Origin of the sequence: Brevundimonas sp. LM2, from assembly GCF_002002865.1 — a bacterium.
Taxonomy (GTDB): Bacteria; Pseudomonadota; Alphaproteobacteria; order Caulobacterales; family Caulobacteraceae; genus Brevundimonas.
This window is the reverse complement of record NZ_CP019508.1, coordinates 2,898,003-2,914,461: the sequence shown is the minus strand read 5'-3', so window position 1 is coordinate 2,914,461 and position 16,459 is coordinate 2,898,003. Positions and strand designations below refer to the sequence as shown.

The following is a 16,459-nucleotide window of genomic DNA, read 5'->3' as shown; positions in this document are numbered from 1 at the left end:
GGGTCCGGGACGGCGATGAGAGGCGAACGCGCCTCTAGCTTAGCGGTTCAAAGCGCGGAGCCGAGGTCAGGGCACGCAGCATACCCTCGGCGATGCCGAAATGCAGGCCGGTCAGCTCCAGCGTCCCGGCCGTCTCGCGCTCCGCGATCCAGGGGAAGGTGCGCAGGTTGTCGAGCGACAGGCGCACCACCGCCTCTTCCGAAGCCCGTTCGACCTCATCGGGCTCCACCGTCTCGGCGACGCGGCGGACGACGGCGGTGCCCTGGGCGATCCAGGGACCGACGAAGTCGCGGACGCTGTCGGGCGTGCCGTCCCGCATGGCCGCGACGCCGCCGCAGTGGGCGTGGCCCATGACCACGATGCGGCTGACGTTCAGCACCTTGACCCCGAACTCCAGCGCCGCCGAGACCCCGTGCAGCTGGCCGTCCGGCTCATAGGGCGGGACCAGGTTGGCGACGTTGCGCACCACGAACAGCTGGCCCGGGGCGGCGTCGAAGATCAGGGCCGGATCGGCGCGGCTGTCGGAACAGGCCACGATCAGGGTGTGCGGCGTCTGGCCATCGGCGGCCAGGGCCTCGTACTCCGCCTTGGCGGCGGGCCAGTGGTCGGCGCGGAAGCGGTGGTAGCCGGCGATCAGGGGGTCGGTGGACGAGTCTGGCATGGGGTGGTTCTAGGATTTTTGATTGTTCGCGCCAACAGGTATATACCTGTGAGTACGAGGAGTGGTCATGACGATCTTGACGACGAAGGCATTCCGAAGCGGAAACAGCGAAGCCGTACGCCTGCCCAAGGGCTTCGCCTATGGCACCGATGTGGAGCTCGAGATCGAGCGGATCGGCGAAGTCACAACCATTCGACCCAAACGGCCGTCGGTCGCCGAGATGGTGGCCAGGCTTCGCAGCCTTCCCAAACCAAGCGACGTCGAGAGCCGTGTGCCGATCGAGTTCCCTGAACGGCCCGGGCTTTGACTCGCTTTCTGCTCGACACCAACGTGGCTATCGGGCTTCGCGACGATGTTGTTGAGGTTCAGGATCGGGTCCTGTCGCTGCAGGGCGAGGTCGCCCTGTCCGTCCTGACCCGGGTCGAGCTGGAAGGCGGTTCACATCGGGATCCGGCGGACGCGGAGCGTAAGCGCGCCAGGCTGGATACGCTTCTGCAGAGTCTGCCGGTGTTCCCATTCGATGACGATGCCGCCGACGCGTATCGCGCGATCATCCAGTCCGCGGGCTTCTCGCGCCGCAAGATCATCGACCGCATGATCGCGGCCCAGGCGATGTCTAGGAGCTTCAGCCTGGTGACCCTGAACGGAGCGGATTTCCGCGACATCCCGGGGCTCGACGTCGTGGAATGGTAGAACGGCCTTCGGGTGGCCGCTTCATAGAGGCACCGCTTAGGAGCCTTGCCGAGCGTCTGGGTGGGCAGCGGACATTAGTCAGTTGAGCTATTTCTGGCTCGGTCGCCGCTCGATTGTGGCGGGCCCAAATTATCCCCTTCTCCAGCCATGCGAAAAGCAATCCGGACCCGGAATGTCTGTCCATCAGGGACGCCATTCCGTTCTTGAACATGGCCATGACGAACGGCGCTCAGAGCTGCACCCTCCAAGCCCTGCCCGGGATGGCTTACTTCCACCGCCCGACAACCAGACGCCGTCCCGTCTGGCCCTGCGACGCATTCCACTACGACATGGGCCTTCTTTGGGAATTCATCCGGAGTATTGGCCTGCAATGCCGCGATTAATAGTACTGCAGTGAGCATAAAATTCCCCTCGGATTGCTCTTTTGAACCATCGGGTGGCAGCTGGAAAGAACCGCGGCTACCTCAATCACGACGCTGCCGCCGCGCCCTGCGGCGAGGCAGCGCGACGCTCCCTTTATGACCCCCGGTTCCGCTTGCCGTCGATCAGGACCGCCTGTTGCCAGCGGCTCGGGGCCTTGTCGGTGCGATGGATGCAGCCGGGCCAGCAGCAGGGGCGGCCCTTGCCTTCCCGCAGTTCCTCGGTGGTCCGGCCGACACGGCGCTCGCGCGTCTTCGCCTGTTTGGCGTCCTCGACCCAGCAGATGAACTCGTTGCGCCCCAGCGGCGTCAGCCGCTCCCACAGGGCCAGCACCGCGGCGTCCGCGCGCAGCGCCGCTTCCAGATCAGTCGGGACCTGGTGGACCGTACCCTGGGACAACTCGCTCATCGGGGCGCCTCCATCAGCCCATGCGTGGCCGCGCCAACTTAACGCTGCGCGGCCGGATGGAAGAAGCCATAAATCCGTTCGGCCAGGGCGCGGTTGATGCCCTCGACCTTTTCCAGATCGACCACCGCCGCCCGGCCGACGCCCTTGGCCGAGCCGAAGGCGTGCAGGAGGGCCTTCTTGCGGCCGGGTCCGACGCCCTCGATCTCGTCCAGCGGGTTCTTCTTGATGTCCATCGACCGGCGGGTGCGGTGGGCCCCGTTGGCGAAGCGGTGGGCCTCGTCGCGCAGGCGCTGAATGTAGTAAAGCGCCGGGCTCTTCAGCGGCAGCATGAAGGGCGGCTTGCCGGGCACGAAGAACCGCTCCATCCCCGCGTCCCGGTCCGGCCCCTTGGCCACGCCGACGGCCAGGATGTCGTCGAGCCCGAGGTCGGCCAGCACCGCCTGGACCTCGGCCAGCTGGCCGGCCCCGCCGTCGATCAGCAGCAGGTCGGGGCGGATCACCTCCTCGGTGCCTTCCTCCTCGTCCTTGACCAGGCGGCCGAAACGGCGGCGCATGACCTCGCGCATCATGCCGTAGTCGTCGCCGGGGGTCAGGTCCTCGCCGCGGATGTTGAACTTGCGGTACTGCGACTTCTGGAAGCCCTCGGGCCCGGCCACGATCATGCCGCCGACGGCATTGGTCCCCTGGATGTGGGCGTTGTCATAGACCTCGATCCGTTCGGGCGTGCCCTCCAGTCCGAAGGCCTCACAGACCTCGGTCAGGATCTTTCCCTGGGCCGAGCTCTCGGCCATCTTGCGGCCCAGGGCCTCACGGGCATTGGTGTGGGCGTGGTCGACCAGGGCCAGCTTGTCGCCGCGCAGGGGCCGGGCGATTTCGACCTTCCGCTCGGCCTTCATGGAAAAGGCCTCCTCCAGCAGCTCCAGCTCGTGCGGGCGGACGTTGGACAGGACCAGGCGCGGGATCGGTTTGTCCTCGTAGAACTGGCCCAGGAAGGCGGCCAGAATCTCCGGATCGGTGTCGGACCGGTCGACGCGCGGGAAATAGGCCCGGCCGCCCCAGTTCTGGCCGGCGCGGTAGAAGAAGACCTGGACACAGGCCTGGCCGCCCTCGCTGAACAGGGCGAAGACGTCGGCTTCGGCGACGCTGTCGGCGCTGACGGAGTTCTCCATGGCGATGGCCGACAGGGCTCGGATGCGGTCGCGCACCCGGGCGGCCTGTTCGAAATCCATGGCCTCGGCGGCGGCGGTCATCTCGCCGGACAGGCGGCCGATCACCGCGCGGGACTTGCCCTTGAGGAACTGCGACGCCTCCTCGACCAGGTCGCCGTAGTCCTCGAGCGAGATCAAACCGGTGCAGGGGGCCGAGCAGCGCTTGATCTGGTGCAGCATGCAGGGCCGGGTGCGGGTCTCGTAGACGCTGTCGGAACAGGACCGCAGCAGGAAGGCCTTCTGCAATGTGTTCAGCGTCCGGTTCACCGCCCAGGTCGAGGCGAAGGGGCCGAAATAGTCGCCCGGCGTGGTGTGCGACCCCCGGTGCTTGCGCACCTGGGGCGCGCGGTGGTCCTTGCGGATCATCAGTTCGGCGAAGGACTTGTCGTCGCGCAGCACCACGTTGAAGCGCGGCTTCAGCTTCTTGATGAAGTTGGATTCCAGCAGCAGGGCCTCGGTCTCGGAGGCGGTGACCACCAGCTCCATCGACCGGGTCAGCGACACCATCAGCCCGATGCGCTGGGTGTGGAACCGCCCCTGGGCGTACTGCAGGATGCGTTTCTTGATGGAGCGCGCCTTGCCGACATACAGGCAGGTCCCGTCCTCGCCGTACATGCGATAGACGCCGGGCTTGTCGGGCGCGCGCCGGGCCTCGTCGCGGATCAGGTCGGCGGCGACGAGCGGCAGGGAATCGGGGGCAGGGGTCTCCAGGGTCATCGGGAGCAATATAGGGACTTTCCCTCTCCCATAGGGAGAGGGAGGTTGGTCACGGGTTCAGCTTGCCCTTCGCCCGGCTGGCGTCGAAGACCACGCGCGGATCGACGTGGCCGACCTTCGCGCCCGGCCGGTCCAGCCGGCGCAGGATGTGGCGCACGATGTTCAGTCGGGCGGTCTTCTTGTCGTCGGTGGCGATGACGGTCCAGGGCGCGTCGCGGTGGTGGCATTCGGCCAGCATGCGGTTGCGGGCGGCGCTGTAGGCGTCCCAGCGGATCTGGGCCTCGGCGTCGAGCGAGGAGACCTTGAACTTCTTCAGCGGGTCTTCCCGCCGCTCCTCCAGCCGCCGGGCCTGTTCCTCTTTCGAGATGTCGAGCCACAGCTTGATCAGGATGATGCCCGACCCGGTCAGCGACCGCTCGAACCGGGGCACGTCGTCGAGAAAATGTTCGTGCTGTTCGGGGGTGCAGAAGCCCATGACCGGCTCGACCCCGGCCCGGTTGTACCAGGACCGGTTGAATAGGACGAGCTCGCCTGCCGCCGGCAGGTGGGAGACGTAGCGCTGGAAATACCACTGGGTCAGTTCCCGCTCGGTCGGCTTGGGCAGGGCGACGATGCGGGTCTGGCGCGGCGAGGCGTATTCGACGATCCGCTTGATCGCCCCGTCCTTGCCGGCGGTGTCGCGGCCCTCGAACAGCACCACGACCTTCAGCCCCTGTTCGATGGCCCAGTGCTGGGTGTCGACCAGCTCGATCTGCAGCGCCTCCAGCGCCTTGTCGTAATCCTTGGCCTTGCCCATGCGGGATCCTCCGTGTTCGGGCGATACGGTCGGGCAGTTCGAGGGGGGCGTCGAGGGAAAAGGTCGGCAAAGCGCAGACGCGCGATTGTTACCGGCTGCCCGCCCGTCCATTGTGCCCGCGTATGAAACGCGATTTCGCCGACTTCTGGAACCTGATGTGGGAGGCGATGCTGGGCGTGTGCGCGGCCTTCGCCCTGCTGAACGCCTTCGCCCCGCCGCAGGATCTGTTCTGGAAGCCGCTGGATCTGAACCGACCGGTCGGCCAGGCCACGGCGGCCAAGGTCGGCGATTTCGAGGTGCCGGCCGGGGCCGCGCCGGAGCAGGTCGCCGGGGCCACCGAGGCCTGTATGCAGACCCTGCGCGATGCGGGCGTCGAGGTGCGGCGGGCCGAGGATCGCGACGACGGCGGCTTCTGCCAGGTGCGGGGCGCGGTGACCATCACCGGCGGTGCCGTCACGCCGCTGAAGCCGGGCGGTCTGACGATGCAGTGCCCGCTGGCCGTGCGTTACGTGATCTGGGACCGGCAGGTGCTGCAGCCCGCGGCCGAGGCGGTCTATGGCTCGAAGGTCGCCGCGGTAAACAATTTCGGGACCTATTCCTGCCGCCGGATCTACGGCTCGACCGACGTCGCCGACCGGCCCAGCGAACATGCGCGGGCCAATGCCCTGGACGTGGCTTCGGTCACCCTGACCGATGGAAAGACCGTGTCGGTCGAGGCGGACTGGAGCGGGACGGGGCCGCAGGGCGGCGAGGGGGCGGTGTTCCTGAAGCGGCTGCGCGACGGTGCCTGTCAGGTCTTTTCGACGGTGCTGACGCCGGACTACAACGAAGCCCACCGCGACCACCTGCATCTGGACGGTGCGCCGCGCGGGCTTTGCGCGAGCGGAGCCCGCCAGCCCGGCTAACCACGCTCGCGCGCAAGGTGATTCGTTTCGGGTTGACCGATCCGAAAGTCCGAGAGACAACAATCGCGCAATCCGGATTTCGCGTGGGGTCCAAACCCGCGTTTCGCTCCTTCGCCTGAACGAGCTGTCCAGATGGGTTGTCGGACCCCCTTGTCAGGGCGTCCGCCTGGAAAAGCGCGTTTATGGAGACGCTAAAATGGCGACCGGTACGGTCAAGTGGTTCAACCCCACGAAAGGCTTCGGCTTCATCCAGCCGGAAAGCGGCGGCGCCGATGTGTTCGTTCACATCACCGCCGTCCAGAAGGCTGGCCTGACGGGCCTCGATGAAAACGCCAAGGTGTCGTACGAGCTGGAATCCCAGCGCGGCAAGACCTCGGCCGTCGATCTGAAGCTGCTCTGATCCTTTAGGCTCAGGGTCGCTGGACGACCATCAGGCGGGCGCGACACCCTCTGGGGTCGCGCCCGTTTTCGTTCGGGCCGACCACTGCGCCAGCATGATGGCGGCCAGCACCAGGGCCCCGCCCAGGGCCTGGACGATCGTCAGGGTCTCGCCGAAGATCAGCCAGCTGAGACCGGCGGCGACCAGGGGCTGGATCAGGATGGTGACGGCGGTTATCGCGGTCGGCAGCCGGCCCAGGGCCCAGGCCACGCCCCCCTGGCCCACCACATGCATCAGCCCCATGGCCATGCAGGCGGCCCAGCCCGCGGTGGTGGCGGGGATCATGTCCTCGCCCAGCACAAGCGCGACGCCTCCCATCAGCGGCAGGCCCGCCAGGGTGGCCCAGAAGGTGACGCGCAGCGCCCCGGCCGTGGTCCGCGCCCGCTTCACCATCAGGAAATAGCCCGCGTACCAGAGAGACACGCTGAGCGAGAGCAGGTCGCCCAGCACCGGGTTGGTGCCCTGACCCCCTTCGGCGGCCGCCGCCATGGCGAAGGCCCCGCCCATGGCCAGGGCGAGGGCCAGGATGAACAGCCGGGCGGGCCGCTCCTTGAAGACCAGCCAGCCGACCAGGGTCACCACCACCGGCGTCAGGTTGCACAGCACCGTGGCATTGGCGACCGAGGTCATGACGATGCCGTAGTGCCAGACGCTGAGGTCCAGCCCCAGCAGCAGACCGGCCAGCAGCATCCAGCGCGACGGTCTTCCGAGGCCTTCGCCCCCCGGCCGGGCCACCAGCAGGCACAACAACGGCAGGGCGAAGGCGAACCGCCAGAAGCCGGCCGCCGCCGGTCCGGTCTCGGTCAGCCGGACCAGGATCGGCGCCAGCCCCAGCACGCTGGCGGAGGCGAGCACGACCAGCAGGGGAATCAGGCGGGGGGCGGGGGTGGGCGATGACATTCTCCCTCCCCTTTATGGGGAGGGACGGTGACGCGCCAGCGGCACCAGGGTGGGGCCGTGCGAAGGTGTCACCCCGCGTCGGACGCCCCCACCCAGGCTGCGCTTCGCTACGCCGTCCCTCCCCATAAAGGGGAGGGAAAAAGCCTACTCAAACCCCAGCTCCGCCCGCAACTCCTGCGGCGTCACCCCGGCCTCGCGCAGGGCCATGATCGTCACCGAGCCGTCGCGCTTGGCGTAGCGTTTGCCGTCGGGGCCCAGCAGCAGGGGGTGGTGGCGATACACCGGGGTCGGCAGGTCCAGCAGGGCCTGCAGTACCCGCTGGATCGACGTCGCGGGGATCAGGTCCTCACCGCGCACCACATGGGTCACGCCCTGCAGCGCGTCGTCGACGACCGAGGCGATGACATAGCCCGCGCCGATGTCCTTGCGCCCCAGGACCATGTCCCCCAACGCCTCGGGCCGGGCGGTCCTGACCCCGGGCCCCGCCGTCTCCTCGGTCCAGGTCAGGTGCTCGAACCCACCCAGCCGGTCCCGCGCGGCGGCGAGGGACAGCCGCCAGGCGAAGGGCCGGCCGTCGGCCAGGCGTCCGGCTTCCTCATCCGGCTCCAGCGGACCGCCTGCGAAGGCCTGGGCGTCCGGCGGATCGTCGCCGTGCGGGGCGACCCCGGCCAGGGCCATCAGCTCCTTGCGGGTCCGGAAGCAGCGATAGAGCACGCCCAGGTCGCGCAACCGGTCCAGGGCCGCGTCATAGGCGTCCCGGTGGTCGGACTGGCGGCGCACCGGGGTCTCCCAGTCCAGACCCAGCCAGGCCAGATCCTCGATCAGGGCGGTCTCGTATTCCGGGCGGCAGCGGGTGAAGTCGGTATCCTCGATCCGCAGCAGGAACCGCCCGCCCGCCGCGCGGGCCGCGCTCCACGCCGTCAAGGCGGAGACGGCATGGCCCCGGTGCAGCAGGCCGGTGGGGGAGGGGGCGAAACGGGTGATGAAGGCCATGGCGTCAGCGATGGGCCAGCGGTTTTCGGCCTCCGTCGTCGGGCCGTGGAGACGCGGGGGTGATCGGGGCGGCGAGATCGTCCAGACTGGGCATGCCGGACGCTACCGCTCCGCCGCCCGACTTGTCGACAAGGACCCCATGCCCCTCACGCCTCAGGAACTGACCGCCGCGCGCGAGACCCTGGCCCGGCTCGACCCGGCCCTGGCCCGCGCCCACGCCCAGACGCCGCCGTTCGAATGGCGGGTGCGCCAGGCCGGCTTCGTCGGCCTGTTCCGCATGATCGTCGAGCAGCAGGTCTCGGTCGCCTCGGCCGCCTCGGTCTGGGCTCGGCTGGAAGCGGGCCTGGGTGAGATCACCCCGGCCAATCTGCTGGCCCACGACCTGGACAGTCTGAGAGGCATGGGGCTGTCGCGGCAGAAGGCGACCTATGGCCAGGGCATGGCGCGGGCGCAGCAGGAGGGGACGATCGACCTGGAGCATCTGGCCACCCTGGACGACGCCGCGGCGATCGAGGCCCTGGTGGCCTTGAAGGGCGTCGGCCTGTGGACGGCGGAGGCCTATCTGCTGCTGTGCGAGGGGCGGACGGACGTCTTTCCCGGCGGCGACGTGGCCCTGCAGGAGGCGATCAAATGGGCCGACGGCACCGAGACTCGGCCGGACACCAAGGGAGCCTATGCCCGGGCCGAGGTCTGGCGGCCGTGGCGCGGGGTGGCGACCCATCTGCTGTGGGCGTGGTATACCGGTGTGAAGAAGGGCGAGATCGTCCTGGACCCGCCGGAGCGCAGCGCCGCATGAGCGTGATGGTCGACCCATCCCTGCTGTCGCCCGCCCTGGCGCATCCGGAGACGGTGCTGGGCGCGCTGGACTTCGCCGGGGTGGCCGTGTTCGCCGCGACCGGAGCCCTGGCGGCGGCGCGCGAAAAGCACGACCTGGTGACCTTCGCCTTCTTCGCCGCCATCACCGGCGTGGGCGGCGGAACGCTGCGGGACGTGCTGATCGAGGCGCCCGTCTTCTGGGTGCAGGACTGGCGCTATATCGCGGTCTGCCTGGCCGGGGCGATGGCGGTGTGGCTGATCGGAGCCGGGGCCTGGCGGTTCCGCGCCCTGCTGTGGCTGGATGCGATCGGGCTTGGGGCCTACGGCGTGCTCGGCGCGGCCAAGGCGGAAGCGTTTGGCGTTGCACCGCTGATCTGTATCGTCATGGGCGCGCTGACGGCCTGTTTCGGCGGCATCGTGCGTGATCTGCTGGCCGGCCAGCCGTCGATCCTGCTGCGCCGGGAGATCACCGTCTCGGCCGCGATCGTGGCGGCGACGGTCTATGTGGTGGCGCGGGCGGCCGGGCTGGAGCAGTGGCCCGCCGCCGCCATCGCCGCCCCCGCGGGCTTTCTCCTGCGCGCCGGGGCGCTGATGTGGGGCTGGAGCCTGCCCGGGTTTCCAGGCGGTCTGGTCCGCAAGGGCGCGTCATGAAACCGCTGCACAGTCGTCATGGCGGCGGGTGCGAATCGGGTCTAGGCTGAACGGGTTAGAGCGAAGGAGAGACGTCTTCAGTCCGCATTCCTCGATACAACTGGCCCCGAGCCAGCCCGGCGTGAGCGGGAGGACCTGATGCAGGTGCTCCACAAGCCGCCGTCCGGTTTTCCAGCCCTGGTGCTGAACGCCGATTTCCGCCCCCTGTCCTACTATCCGCTGTCGCTCTGGCCGTGGGAGGAGGCGGTGAAGGCCGTCTATCAGGACCGCGTCGACGTGGTGTCGGTGTACGATCAGGTCGTGCGCAGCCCGTCGATGGAGATGCGCATCCCCAGCGTGATCGCGCTGAAGAGCTATGTCGATCAAAACCGCAGCCCGGCCTTCACCCGGTTCAACGTCTTCCTGCGCGACGGCTTCACCTGCCAGTATTGCGGCACCTCGGCCGAGCTGACCTTCGACCATGTGATCCCGCGCAGCCGGGGCGGGCGCACCACCTGGGAAAACATCGTCGCCGCCTGCTCGCCCTGCAATCTGAGAAAGGGCGGCCGCACGCCACAACAGGCCGGCATGCCGGTCCGTCGCGCCCCGCATCGCCCCAACTCGTACCAGCTGCAGGACGCCGGCCGCCGCTTCCCGCCGCACTATCTGCACCAGAGCTGGCTGGACTATCTGTACTGGGACATCGAGCTGGAGCCCTAGGGGCCGGCCACGAAAAACCCCGCCGGCGCGAGGCCGGCGGGGCGTTCCTGTCTTGGATCAGCCTAGCGGTAGAGGCCGCGCTCGCGCGAGATCTCGTCGCTGCTGTAGGGCTGCGCCGTTTCGTCGAAGCCGGTCCAGCCGGTGTCGCGATAGGCCTGGCCGCGCGTGCTGGCGTCGAAGCCCTGCTGGCCGTGCAGGATGGCTTCGATCCGGTCCTCGTCGTCGCCCGAGGTGCGGACGCTGACCAGGGTGCCGCCGCGACGGACGCCCTCGGCATAGACGTTGGCGTCCTCGTCGGAGTGACCGGCCTCCTTCAGCGCGCCGAGCAGGCCGCCCGTGGCACCGCCGGCCGCCGCGCCGACAGCGGCGCCGACGGCGGTCGAGGCCAGCCAGCCGGCGGCGACCACGGGGCCGAGACCCGGAATGGCCAGCATGCCGAGGCCGGCGAGCAGACCGGCGCCGGCCCCAATCAGGCCACCCGAGGTGGCACCCTTGCCGGCTCCGTCGGCGACGTCGTTCTCGCCGTCGCCGTTGCGGTCACCCAGCGGACCCGCGCCGGTCTTGTCGGGATGCTCGTGGCCGGCATGCCAGTTGTCGGTGTTGTTGGAGACGATGCTGATGTCGTCGGCACGGATGCCGGCGGCTTCCAGATCGGACACGGCGTCCAGCGCCTGGGTGTGGGTGTCGTACAGTCGGGTGACGGTGGCCATGGTGAGGCTCCTGATTGAGAGGATTTGAAGTCGGGGAGACGTCCGCCTATTGGGCGGTCACCACGCCCTTGTAGTCGACGGAGACGGTGGTCTCGGTGCCCTCACGGGTCGCCGGAGCCGACCAGATGCCGTTCTCGTTCTGGCTGAGGGTGCCGACGCCGGTATAGCCCTGCTTTTCGATGGCTTCGCGGGCCTGAGTCTCCGTGAAGGAGTTCGCTCCGGGCGTCAGGGCTGCGTCCTGGGGGGTCTCGGTCGTGTCGACCGCTTCATTGCGCGGCGCGTCCGATGCCGCGACGGCCGGGCCTTCGACTGGACCCGTCTCTTCGTTGCTGCCGCAAGCGGCAAGGAACGCAGCGGATGCCGCGAGGACGATGATGGGTTTGATCATGGATAGCTCCCTTCCAAGGTGCCTCAAGAAAGCTCGCCGGCTTGCGGACCGTTCCCGAAAGTCGGCATTTCGTCGGTCTCTGAATGGTGGTTCCGGACGTGAATTGCTCGTCTACGGACGATGGGTGCGGGCACCCGAAAGCCCTGTGGGGGCCGCCCCTATACGGGCCGCGCCAACCTGCTAGACACCGAGCCTCCGCGCGTGCGGAACAGGGGCAAAGCCCCGCGCGTTGCGCCCTCGTCCCATCTCCCAGGTCAATCATGAAAATCCGCGTCCGCGCCGAGCTCGTCTATCGTTTCGACCCGCCGACGGATGCGATCTACAAGATTCAGGTGGCCCATTGGCCCGGCCAGACAGTGCTCGAGGAGCGCCTGGTCAGCACGCCGCCCCAGGCCTTTCATGAGGACGAGGACGCCGATTTCGGGGCCCGCACCCTGCGCGCCCGCCTGGGGGGCGAGGTGTCGGTGGTCTATGACGCCCTGGTCGAGAACGGCACCCTGCTGGGCCTGCCGCCAGGCGTGACCCAGCACGACTGGAACGACCTGCCCGCAGAGGTCCTGACCTATCTGTGGCCCAGCCGCTATTGCCCGTCGGACCAGTTCGGCCGGTTCGTTGAGCGTCAGTTTGGGGAAACCAACGGGGGCGAACGGGTCCTGGCGATCCTGGGCTGGATCACCGAGAATCTCGACTACGAGCCGGGCGTGTCGGATTCGGAGACCACGGCGGCGCGGACCTTCATCGACCGGGCGGGCGTATGCCGCGACTTCACCCATATGGGGATCACCCTGTGCCGGGCGTCCGGCATTCCGGCCCGAGCGGTCAGCGCCTTCGCCCACCAGCTGAACCCGCCGGACTTCCACGCCATCTTCGAGGTCTGGCTGTCGAACGGCTGGTGGCTGGTCGATCCGACGGGCCTGGCCCCGATCGAGGGCCTGGTGCGCATCGCCTGCGGCCGCGACGCCGCCGACATCGCCTTCCTGTCGACCCAGGGCACCTGCGAACTGGTCCGCCAGTCGATCACCGCCGCCGCCGAAGACGACGGGTCGCGGCAGGCGGCCTGAAGGCTCAGCGCGCCGGCCGGGCCCGATAGGCCTCCACGAAGTCCAGCCGGCGCAGCACCTTGTTGGCCGGATCGACGATGACATGGGCCCCCGCCGGCACGGTCAGGGAGCCGCGCCCGTTGGTCATCGGCACGGTCTGGACCTGGCCGTCGACCTCGAGCTCGACCGGCATGGGGAAGACCCCGCCGTCGCCGGTGGTCCAGCTCAGGTTCAGCCGGTCCCCCTCTCGGGTCTGGTTCAGAACCGGCAGGGCGGCGTTGTAGAGATAGCCCTGGAAGAACCAGCCATAGTCCTGCCCCGTCACGGCGTTGACGATGCGCAGGAAGTCCGGCGTCGAGCGGTACAGGGGCGCGAAATTCCCCGGCTTCGGATCCGGCCGACCATAGACCAGGGTGGTCACCGCCTCTTGGAAGGCCGCGTCCCCGATCCGCATCCGCAGCGAATGGGCGATCAGCGCCCCCTTTGAGTAGATGTCGTTGCCCGGCCCCTTGTCGCCGTCATAGACCTCTTCCTCGCGCATGGGCCGCCCCGACACGATCGGATAGCGGTTGATCAGCCCCTGCTGCATCTTGGCCAGCTCGGTCTGCATATAGCGGTCGCCGTTCAGCCAGCGGCCGTACAGAGGCTGCATATAACTGCCCAGCCCCTCGTGCAGCCACATGTCGTCGGCGTTGACGTTGGTCAGCTGGTTGCCGAACCATTCGTGCGACAGCTCGTGCTGCAGCAGCCAGTCATAGCCGCGCCCGTCCAGCTTGTAGGCATTGCCATAGGCGTTGATGGTCTGGTGCTCCATGCCCAGGTGCGGCGTCTCCACCACCCCCATCTTTTCGTCGCCGAAGGGGAAGGGACCGACCGTGGCCTCGTAGAAGTCCATCTGCTGCGGGAATTCGGCGAACAGGGCGGCGGCCTGGGCCGGGTCGTCGGACGTCAGGTGCCAGAACTGCATGGGGAAGGTGTTGCCGAAGCGGCTGCGATAGTCGGCGCTCAGCATCGTGTAGGGGCCGACGTTCAGGGCGATTGCATAGGTGTTGGGGTTGGCCGCCGACCAGTTCCAGGTGGTCCAGCCGTCGCCGTGATCCTCGCTACCGACGAAGCGCCCGTTCGACGGGGCGGACAGGCCGGTCGGGACGGTGACGTGCAGGTCCACCCGCTTCGGCTCGGCGAGGGGGCTGTCGATGCAGGGCCAGAACAGGTCGCAGCCCTCGCCCTGGACGGCCGTGGCGATCCAGGGCTCGCCGCCGGGGGCGGTCGACCAGACGAAACCGCCGTCCCACGGCGCACGGGGGGCCTCGCGCGGCGAACCGGCATAGGCGATCCGCAGGGTCGTCGTCTCGCCGGCCGCCAGGGGGCGGGGCAGGGCGACGGTCATCCGGCCTTCGGGGTTGGACCATTCGGCCGGACGGCCGTCGACGGACACGGCCGAGACGGCGAAGCGGGTGTCCAGCTCGACCACCAGCGCGGCCACGGGGGCGGTGGCGGTGAAGGTCAGGACCGCCACGGCGTCGATCGCCTTGGCCTCCGGGATGACCTTGATCGACAGGTCGGCCAGATCGATCCGCAGCGCCTCCTGCTCCGGTGTCCGGGGCTGGTCGGTCTGCAGGGTGAACGGCGTGGACTCAGGCGCGACCGGGTCCTGGGCCAGGGCCGAACCGGCGGTCGACAGGAGGACGGCGAGGCTGGTCAGGACAGGGCGCATGCGGCGACCGATCAGTCGGCCGTCGCGGTGCGCGCCGCCCGGGCTTCGCGCCTGTAGGCGGCGTAGTCGTCTTGGAAATCCAGCTGGCGCAGGATCTTGTTGTCCGGGTCGATCAGGATCAGGGCCTTGGCCGGCACCGTCAGGGTCGCCTGGCCGTCCGTCATCGGCACCGTCCGGGCCTGGCCGTCGACCTCGATGTCCACCGGCATGGGGAAGGCGCCGTCCCCGCCGACGGTCCAGGACAGGGTCAGCTGATCGCCGGACCGGGTCTGGTTCAGCACCGGCAGGGCGGCCTGGTACAGATAGGCGTCGAAGAACCAGTCATAGTCCTGGCCGGTGACGTCGTTGACGATGGCGTTCATCTCGACGGTCGAGCTGAGCTGGGGCGCGAAATTACCCGGCCGCGGATCGGGCCGGCCGTAGACCAGGCGGCGGATCACCTCGAAGAAGGCGTCGTCGCCGATCGTCATGCGCAGGGTGTGGGCGATCAGGGAGCCCTTGTTGTAGATGTCGCCGCCCGGACCTTCCGATCCGCCATAGACCGCGTTGACCGTGCGGTTGGTGCGAGACACCACCGGAAATTGGTTGGCCAAGCCTTCGCGTTGATCCTTCAGTTCGGCCTGCATGTAGCGCTCGCCGTGCAGGAAGCGGGCGTAGAGCGGCTGCATATAGCTGCCGAGCCCTTCGTGCAGCCACATGTCGTCGGCGTTGCGGTTGGTCAGCTGGTTGGCGAACCACTCGTGGGCGAACTCGTGCTGCAGCAGGGTGTCGTAGCCGTGGCCGTCCACCTTGTACGCGTTGCCGTAGGCGTTGATGGTCTGGTGCTCCATGCCCAGGTACGGCGTCTCGACCACCCCCATCTTCTCATGGCCGAACGGATAGGGGCCGACGGTCGATTCGAAGAAGTCCAGCATCGGCGCGAACTCGGCGAACAGCCGCGCCACCTTGGCCGGGTCGTCGGAGCGCAGGTGCCAGTAGGACATCGGGAAGGTGTTGCCGAACCGGCTGGCGTAGGGGGCGGTGACCTCCTCATACGGGCCGACGTTGATGTTGATGGCATAGATGTTCGGCCGCTCGGCGCGCCAACTCCAGGTCTTGGTGCCGTCGGCGTTGTCGGTCATGCCCTGAAAGACGCCGTTGCCCGGGGCCATGACATTGGCCGGGGTGACGACGTGCAGATCCACGACGCCGGGCTCGGCATTGGAGTTGTCGATACAGGGCCACAGCAGGTCGCAGCCGTTCAGCTGCATGGCCGACCCGACCCAGGCCTCGCCCGTCGGGGCGGTCGACCAGACGAAGCCGCCGTCCCACGGCGAGCGCGGCGCGACGCGGGGCTGACCGGCATAGGCGATGGTCAGGGTGGGGGTGTCGCGCTCCGCCAGGCCGGTCGGCACCTCGACCGTCAGGCGGCCGTCGGGGTTGGACCAGCGGTCGGCCGGCACGACCGCGCCGTCCAGCCGCACCTCCGAGATGACGTAGAGCGTGTCCAGCTCGACCGCGAGGCGCTGAATGGGGGCGGTGACGGTGAAGTCCAGCACCGCCACGCCGTCGATGGCCTTGTCATCGGGCAGGACCTTGATCGTCAGGTCGGCCTTGTCGAAGCGCACGGCCTCCTGCTCGGGGGTGCGGGGATTGTCGGTCTCGAGCGTGAAGGGCGTCGAGACCCGCGCCGGGCCCTCCTGGGCCATGGCGGCGCCGGCACAGGCCAGCAGCAGGACCGAGACCGCAGGCACGATCAGGCGAGACGAGACAGACATGGGCAACCCCCGAAAGACAATCCGGTCAGACTAGGGGCGCATCGGCCGCGCGCAAAGAAAAAGGCCGGGCTTTCGGCCCGACCTTTCGCAGATTTAATGTACAGCGGCGGGGCCGCCGGGGCCGATCAGGCGGCGGCTTGCTCGGCCAGCTTGGCCTTGACCTGGCGCTTGATGCGCTGGGCCGCGACCGACAGCTTCTCGTCGTCGGCCTTGACGATGAACGGATCCAGGCCGCCCTTGAAGTCCAGGGTGCGCAGCGCCGCGTTCGAGATGCGCAGGGTGTAGGATTGCCCCAGGGCTTCCGACGCCAGCTTGACCTTCTTCAGCGACGGCAAGAACCGGCGCTTGGTCTTGATGTTCGAGTGGCTGACCAGGTTACCGACCATGGGGCCGATACCGGTGAGTTCGCAACGACGCGACATCGTCAGATCCTTAAGAGCACGGCGTCCGTTCCGAAGCATGGGGGACGCATGAAACAAATGCGCGCGGGGTGGCTCCCCGCGCGAGAGGGGGCCGTATAGAGGAACCGATCCCGCGCCGT

At 68.4% G+C, this 16,459-nt stretch carries 19 protein-coding genes; 8 read left to right on the top strand and 11 right to left on the bottom strand.

Annotation, left to right across the window (positions count from 1 at the left end):
- Positions 1–34: 34 nt before the first annotated feature.
- Positions 35–661 (bottom strand): carbonic anhydrase, encoded by a 627-nt coding sequence (locus BZG35_RS14465; protein WP_077356606.1) that lies wholly within the window; start codon positions 659–661, stop codon positions 35–37.
- A 67-nt stretch (positions 662–728) separates the two neighbouring features.
- On the opposite strand from BZG35_RS14465, the gene BZG35_RS14460 reads away from it, so the two are divergent.
- The gene (locus tag BZG35_RS14460; RefSeq protein WP_077356604.1) at positions 729–968 is read left to right on the top strand and encodes an antitoxin; all 240 of its coding nucleotides are present in this window, start codon (positions 729–731) and stop codon (positions 966–968) included.
- Positions 965–1,354 (top strand): PIN domain-containing protein, encoded by a 390-nt coding sequence (locus tag BZG35_RS14455; protein WP_077356602.1) that lies wholly within the window; start codon positions 965–967, stop codon positions 1,352–1,354. Before BZG35_RS14460 ends, BZG35_RS14455 begins: the two co-directional genes overlap by 4 nt.
- A 516-nt stretch (positions 1,355–1,870) precedes the next feature.
- Here BZG35_RS14455 and BZG35_RS14445 read toward each other — a convergent pair.
- Genes BZG35_RS14445 through ppk2 form a run of 3 tightly spaced genes read right to left on the bottom strand, consistent with a single transcriptional unit; the run spans position 1,871 to position 4,903 of the window.
- Positions 1,871–2,182 carry a YdeI/OmpD-associated family protein gene (locus tag BZG35_RS14445; protein ID WP_077356598.1) on the bottom strand — a complete coding sequence of 104 codons (312 nt, stop codon included), beginning with the start codon at positions 2,180–2,182 and terminating at the stop codon, positions 1,871–1,873.
- 38 nt (positions 2,183–2,220) lie between these two features.
- Positions 2,221–4,107, bottom strand: coding sequence for an excinuclease ABC subunit UvrC (gene uvrC, locus BZG35_RS14440; protein WP_077356596.1), 1,887 nt, complete (start codon positions 4,105–4,107; stop codon positions 2,221–2,223).
- A gap of 49 nt (positions 4,108–4,156) precedes the next feature.
- Entirely contained in the window at positions 4,157–4,903 is a 747-nt protein-coding gene (gene ppk2, locus BZG35_RS14435; RefSeq protein ID WP_077356594.1) for a polyphosphate kinase 2, read from the bottom strand.
- 122 nt (positions 4,904–5,025) lie between these two features.
- Here ppk2 and BZG35_RS14430 point away from each other — a divergent pair, with 122 nt between their 5' ends.
- Positions 5,026–5,808, top strand: a complete 783-nt coding sequence (locus BZG35_RS14430) for an extensin family protein (protein WP_077356592.1) — start codon at positions 5,026–5,028, stop codon at positions 5,806–5,808.
- 196 nt (positions 5,809–6,004) lie between these two features.
- On the top strand, positions 6,005–6,208 hold the full coding sequence (locus tag BZG35_RS14425; protein ID WP_077356590.1) for a cold-shock protein: 204 nt from the start codon (positions 6,005–6,007) through the stop codon (positions 6,206–6,208).
- Positions 6,209–6,238: 30 nt separating this feature from the next.
- Here the strand turns inward: BZG35_RS14425 and BZG35_RS14420 are convergent, their stop codons facing one another.
- Complete coding sequence (locus BZG35_RS14420; RefSeq protein ID WP_077356588.1) at positions 6,239–7,147, bottom strand: DMT family transporter; 909 nt, start codon at positions 7,145–7,147, stop codon at positions 6,239–6,241.
- 144 nt (positions 7,148–7,291) lie between these two features.
- Positions 7,292–8,140, bottom strand: a complete 849-nt coding sequence (gene gluQRS, locus BZG35_RS14415) for a tRNA glutamyl-Q(34) synthetase GluQRS (RefSeq protein ID WP_077356586.1) — start codon at positions 8,138–8,140, stop codon at positions 7,292–7,294.
- A gap of 139 nt (positions 8,141–8,279) precedes the next feature.
- On the opposite strand from gluQRS, the gene BZG35_RS14410 reads away from it, so the two are divergent.
- The 3 genes from BZG35_RS14410 (at position 8,280) to BZG35_RS14400 (ending at position 10,306) form a co-directional block, all read left to right on the top strand.
- Positions 8,280–8,936 (top strand): DNA-3-methyladenine glycosylase, encoded by a 657-nt coding sequence (locus BZG35_RS14410; protein ID WP_077358174.1) that lies wholly within the window; start codon positions 8,280–8,282, stop codon positions 8,934–8,936.
- Entirely contained in the window at positions 8,933–9,607 is a 675-nt protein-coding gene (locus BZG35_RS14405; protein ID WP_077356584.1) for a trimeric intracellular cation channel family protein, read from the top strand. Before BZG35_RS14410 ends, BZG35_RS14405 begins: the two co-directional genes overlap by 4 nt.
- 135 nt (positions 9,608–9,742) lie before the next feature.
- The gene (locus tag BZG35_RS14400) at positions 9,743–10,306 is read left to right on the top strand and encodes an HNH endonuclease (RefSeq protein WP_171982037.1); all 564 of its coding nucleotides are present in this window, start codon (positions 9,743–9,745) and stop codon (positions 10,304–10,306) included.
- 62 nt (positions 10,307–10,368) lie between these two features.
- Here the strand turns inward: BZG35_RS14400 and BZG35_RS14395 are convergent, their stop codons facing one another.
- Together BZG35_RS14395 and BZG35_RS14390 are read right to left on the bottom strand one after the other, a co-directional pair.
- Positions 10,369–11,016: a hypothetical protein gene (locus BZG35_RS14395; RefSeq protein ID WP_077356580.1), complete on the bottom strand. Its 648-nt coding sequence runs from the start codon at positions 11,014–11,016 to the stop codon at positions 10,369–10,371.
- A gap of 46 nt (positions 11,017–11,062) precedes the next feature.
- Positions 11,063–11,404: a hypothetical protein gene (locus tag BZG35_RS14390; RefSeq protein WP_150126056.1), complete on the bottom strand. Its 342-nt coding sequence runs from the start codon at positions 11,402–11,404 to the stop codon at positions 11,063–11,065.
- A gap of 260 nt (positions 11,405–11,664) precedes the next feature.
- On the opposite strand from BZG35_RS14390, the gene BZG35_RS14385 reads away from it, so the two are divergent.
- Positions 11,665–12,465, top strand: a complete 801-nt coding sequence (locus tag BZG35_RS14385; RefSeq protein WP_077356576.1) for a transglutaminase family protein — start codon at positions 11,665–11,667, stop codon at positions 12,463–12,465.
- Positions 12,466–12,469: 4 nt separating this feature from the next.
- Here the strand turns inward: BZG35_RS14385 and BZG35_RS14380 are convergent, their stop codons facing one another.
- The 3 genes from BZG35_RS14380 to rpmB form a co-directional block, all read right to left on the bottom strand.
- Positions 12,470–14,161, bottom strand: a complete 1,692-nt coding sequence (locus BZG35_RS14380; protein ID WP_077356574.1) for a M1 family metallopeptidase — start codon at positions 14,159–14,161, stop codon at positions 12,470–12,472.
- Positions 14,162–14,172: 11 nt separating this feature from the next.
- Positions 14,173–15,918, bottom strand: a complete 1,746-nt coding sequence (locus BZG35_RS14375) for a M1 family metallopeptidase (RefSeq protein WP_077356572.1) — start codon at positions 15,916–15,918, stop codon at positions 14,173–14,175.
- Between the two features lie 125 nt (positions 15,919–16,043).
- On the bottom strand, positions 16,044–16,340 hold the full coding sequence (gene rpmB / locus BZG35_RS14370) for a 50S ribosomal protein L28 (RefSeq protein WP_077356570.1): 297 nt from the start codon (positions 16,338–16,340) through the stop codon (positions 16,044–16,046).
- Positions 16,341–16,459 lie beyond the last annotated feature (119 nt).

Coding starts and splice junctions, on each gene's coding strand:
- uvrC (WP_077356596.1), bottom strand. CDS start 4,107: ATGACCCTGGAGACCCCTGCCCCCGATTCCCTGCCGCTCGTCGCCGCC.
- gluQRS (WP_077356586.1), bottom strand. CDS start 8,140: ATGGCCTTCATCACCCGTTTCGCCCCCTCCCCCACCGGCCTGCTGCAC.
- BZG35_RS14460 (WP_077356604.1), top strand. CDS start 729: ATGACGATCTTGACGACGAAGGCATTCCGAAGCGGAAACAGCGAAGCC.
- BZG35_RS14425 (WP_077356590.1), top strand. CDS start 6,005: ATGGCGACCGGTACGGTCAAGTGGTTCAACCCCACGAAAGGCTTCGGC.
- BZG35_RS14375 (WP_077356572.1), bottom strand. CDS start 15,918: ATGTCTGTCTCGTCTCGCCTGATCGTGCCTGCGGTCTCGGTCCTGCTG.
- ppk2 (WP_077356594.1), bottom strand. CDS start 4,903: ATGGGCAAGGCCAAGGATTACGACAAGGCGCTGGAGGCGCTGCAGATC.
- BZG35_RS14390 (WP_150126056.1), bottom strand. CDS start 11,404: ATGATCAAACCCATCATCGTCCTCGCGGCATCCGCTGCGTTCCTTGCC.
- BZG35_RS14410 (WP_077358174.1), top strand. CDS start 8,280: ATGCCCCTCACGCCTCAGGAACTGACCGCCGCGCGCGAGACCCTGGCC.
- BZG35_RS14395 (WP_077356580.1), bottom strand. CDS start 11,016: ATGGCCACCGTCACCCGACTGTACGACACCCACACCCAGGCGCTGGAC.
- BZG35_RS14385 (WP_077356576.1), top strand. CDS start 11,665: ATGAAAATCCGCGTCCGCGCCGAGCTCGTCTATCGTTTCGACCCGCCG.
- BZG35_RS14445 (WP_077356598.1), bottom strand. CDS start 2,182: ATGAGCGAGTTGTCCCAGGGTACGGTCCACCAGGTCCCGACTGATCTG.
- BZG35_RS14465 (WP_077356606.1), bottom strand. CDS start 661: ATGCCAGACTCGTCCACCGACCCCCTGATCGCCGGCTACCACCGCTTC.
- BZG35_RS14405 (WP_077356584.1), top strand. CDS start 8,933: ATGAGCGTGATGGTCGACCCATCCCTGCTGTCGCCCGCCCTGGCGCAT.
- BZG35_RS14430 (WP_077356592.1), top strand. CDS start 5,026: ATGAAACGCGATTTCGCCGACTTCTGGAACCTGATGTGGGAGGCGATG.
- BZG35_RS14380 (WP_077356574.1), bottom strand. CDS start 14,161: ATGCGCCCTGTCCTGACCAGCCTCGCCGTCCTCCTGTCGACCGCCGGT.
- BZG35_RS14420 (WP_077356588.1), bottom strand. CDS start 7,147: ATGTCATCGCCCACCCCCGCCCCCCGCCTGATTCCCCTGCTGGTCGTG.
- rpmB (WP_077356570.1), bottom strand. CDS start 16,340: ATGTCGCGTCGTTGCGAACTCACCGGTATCGGCCCCATGGTCGGTAAC.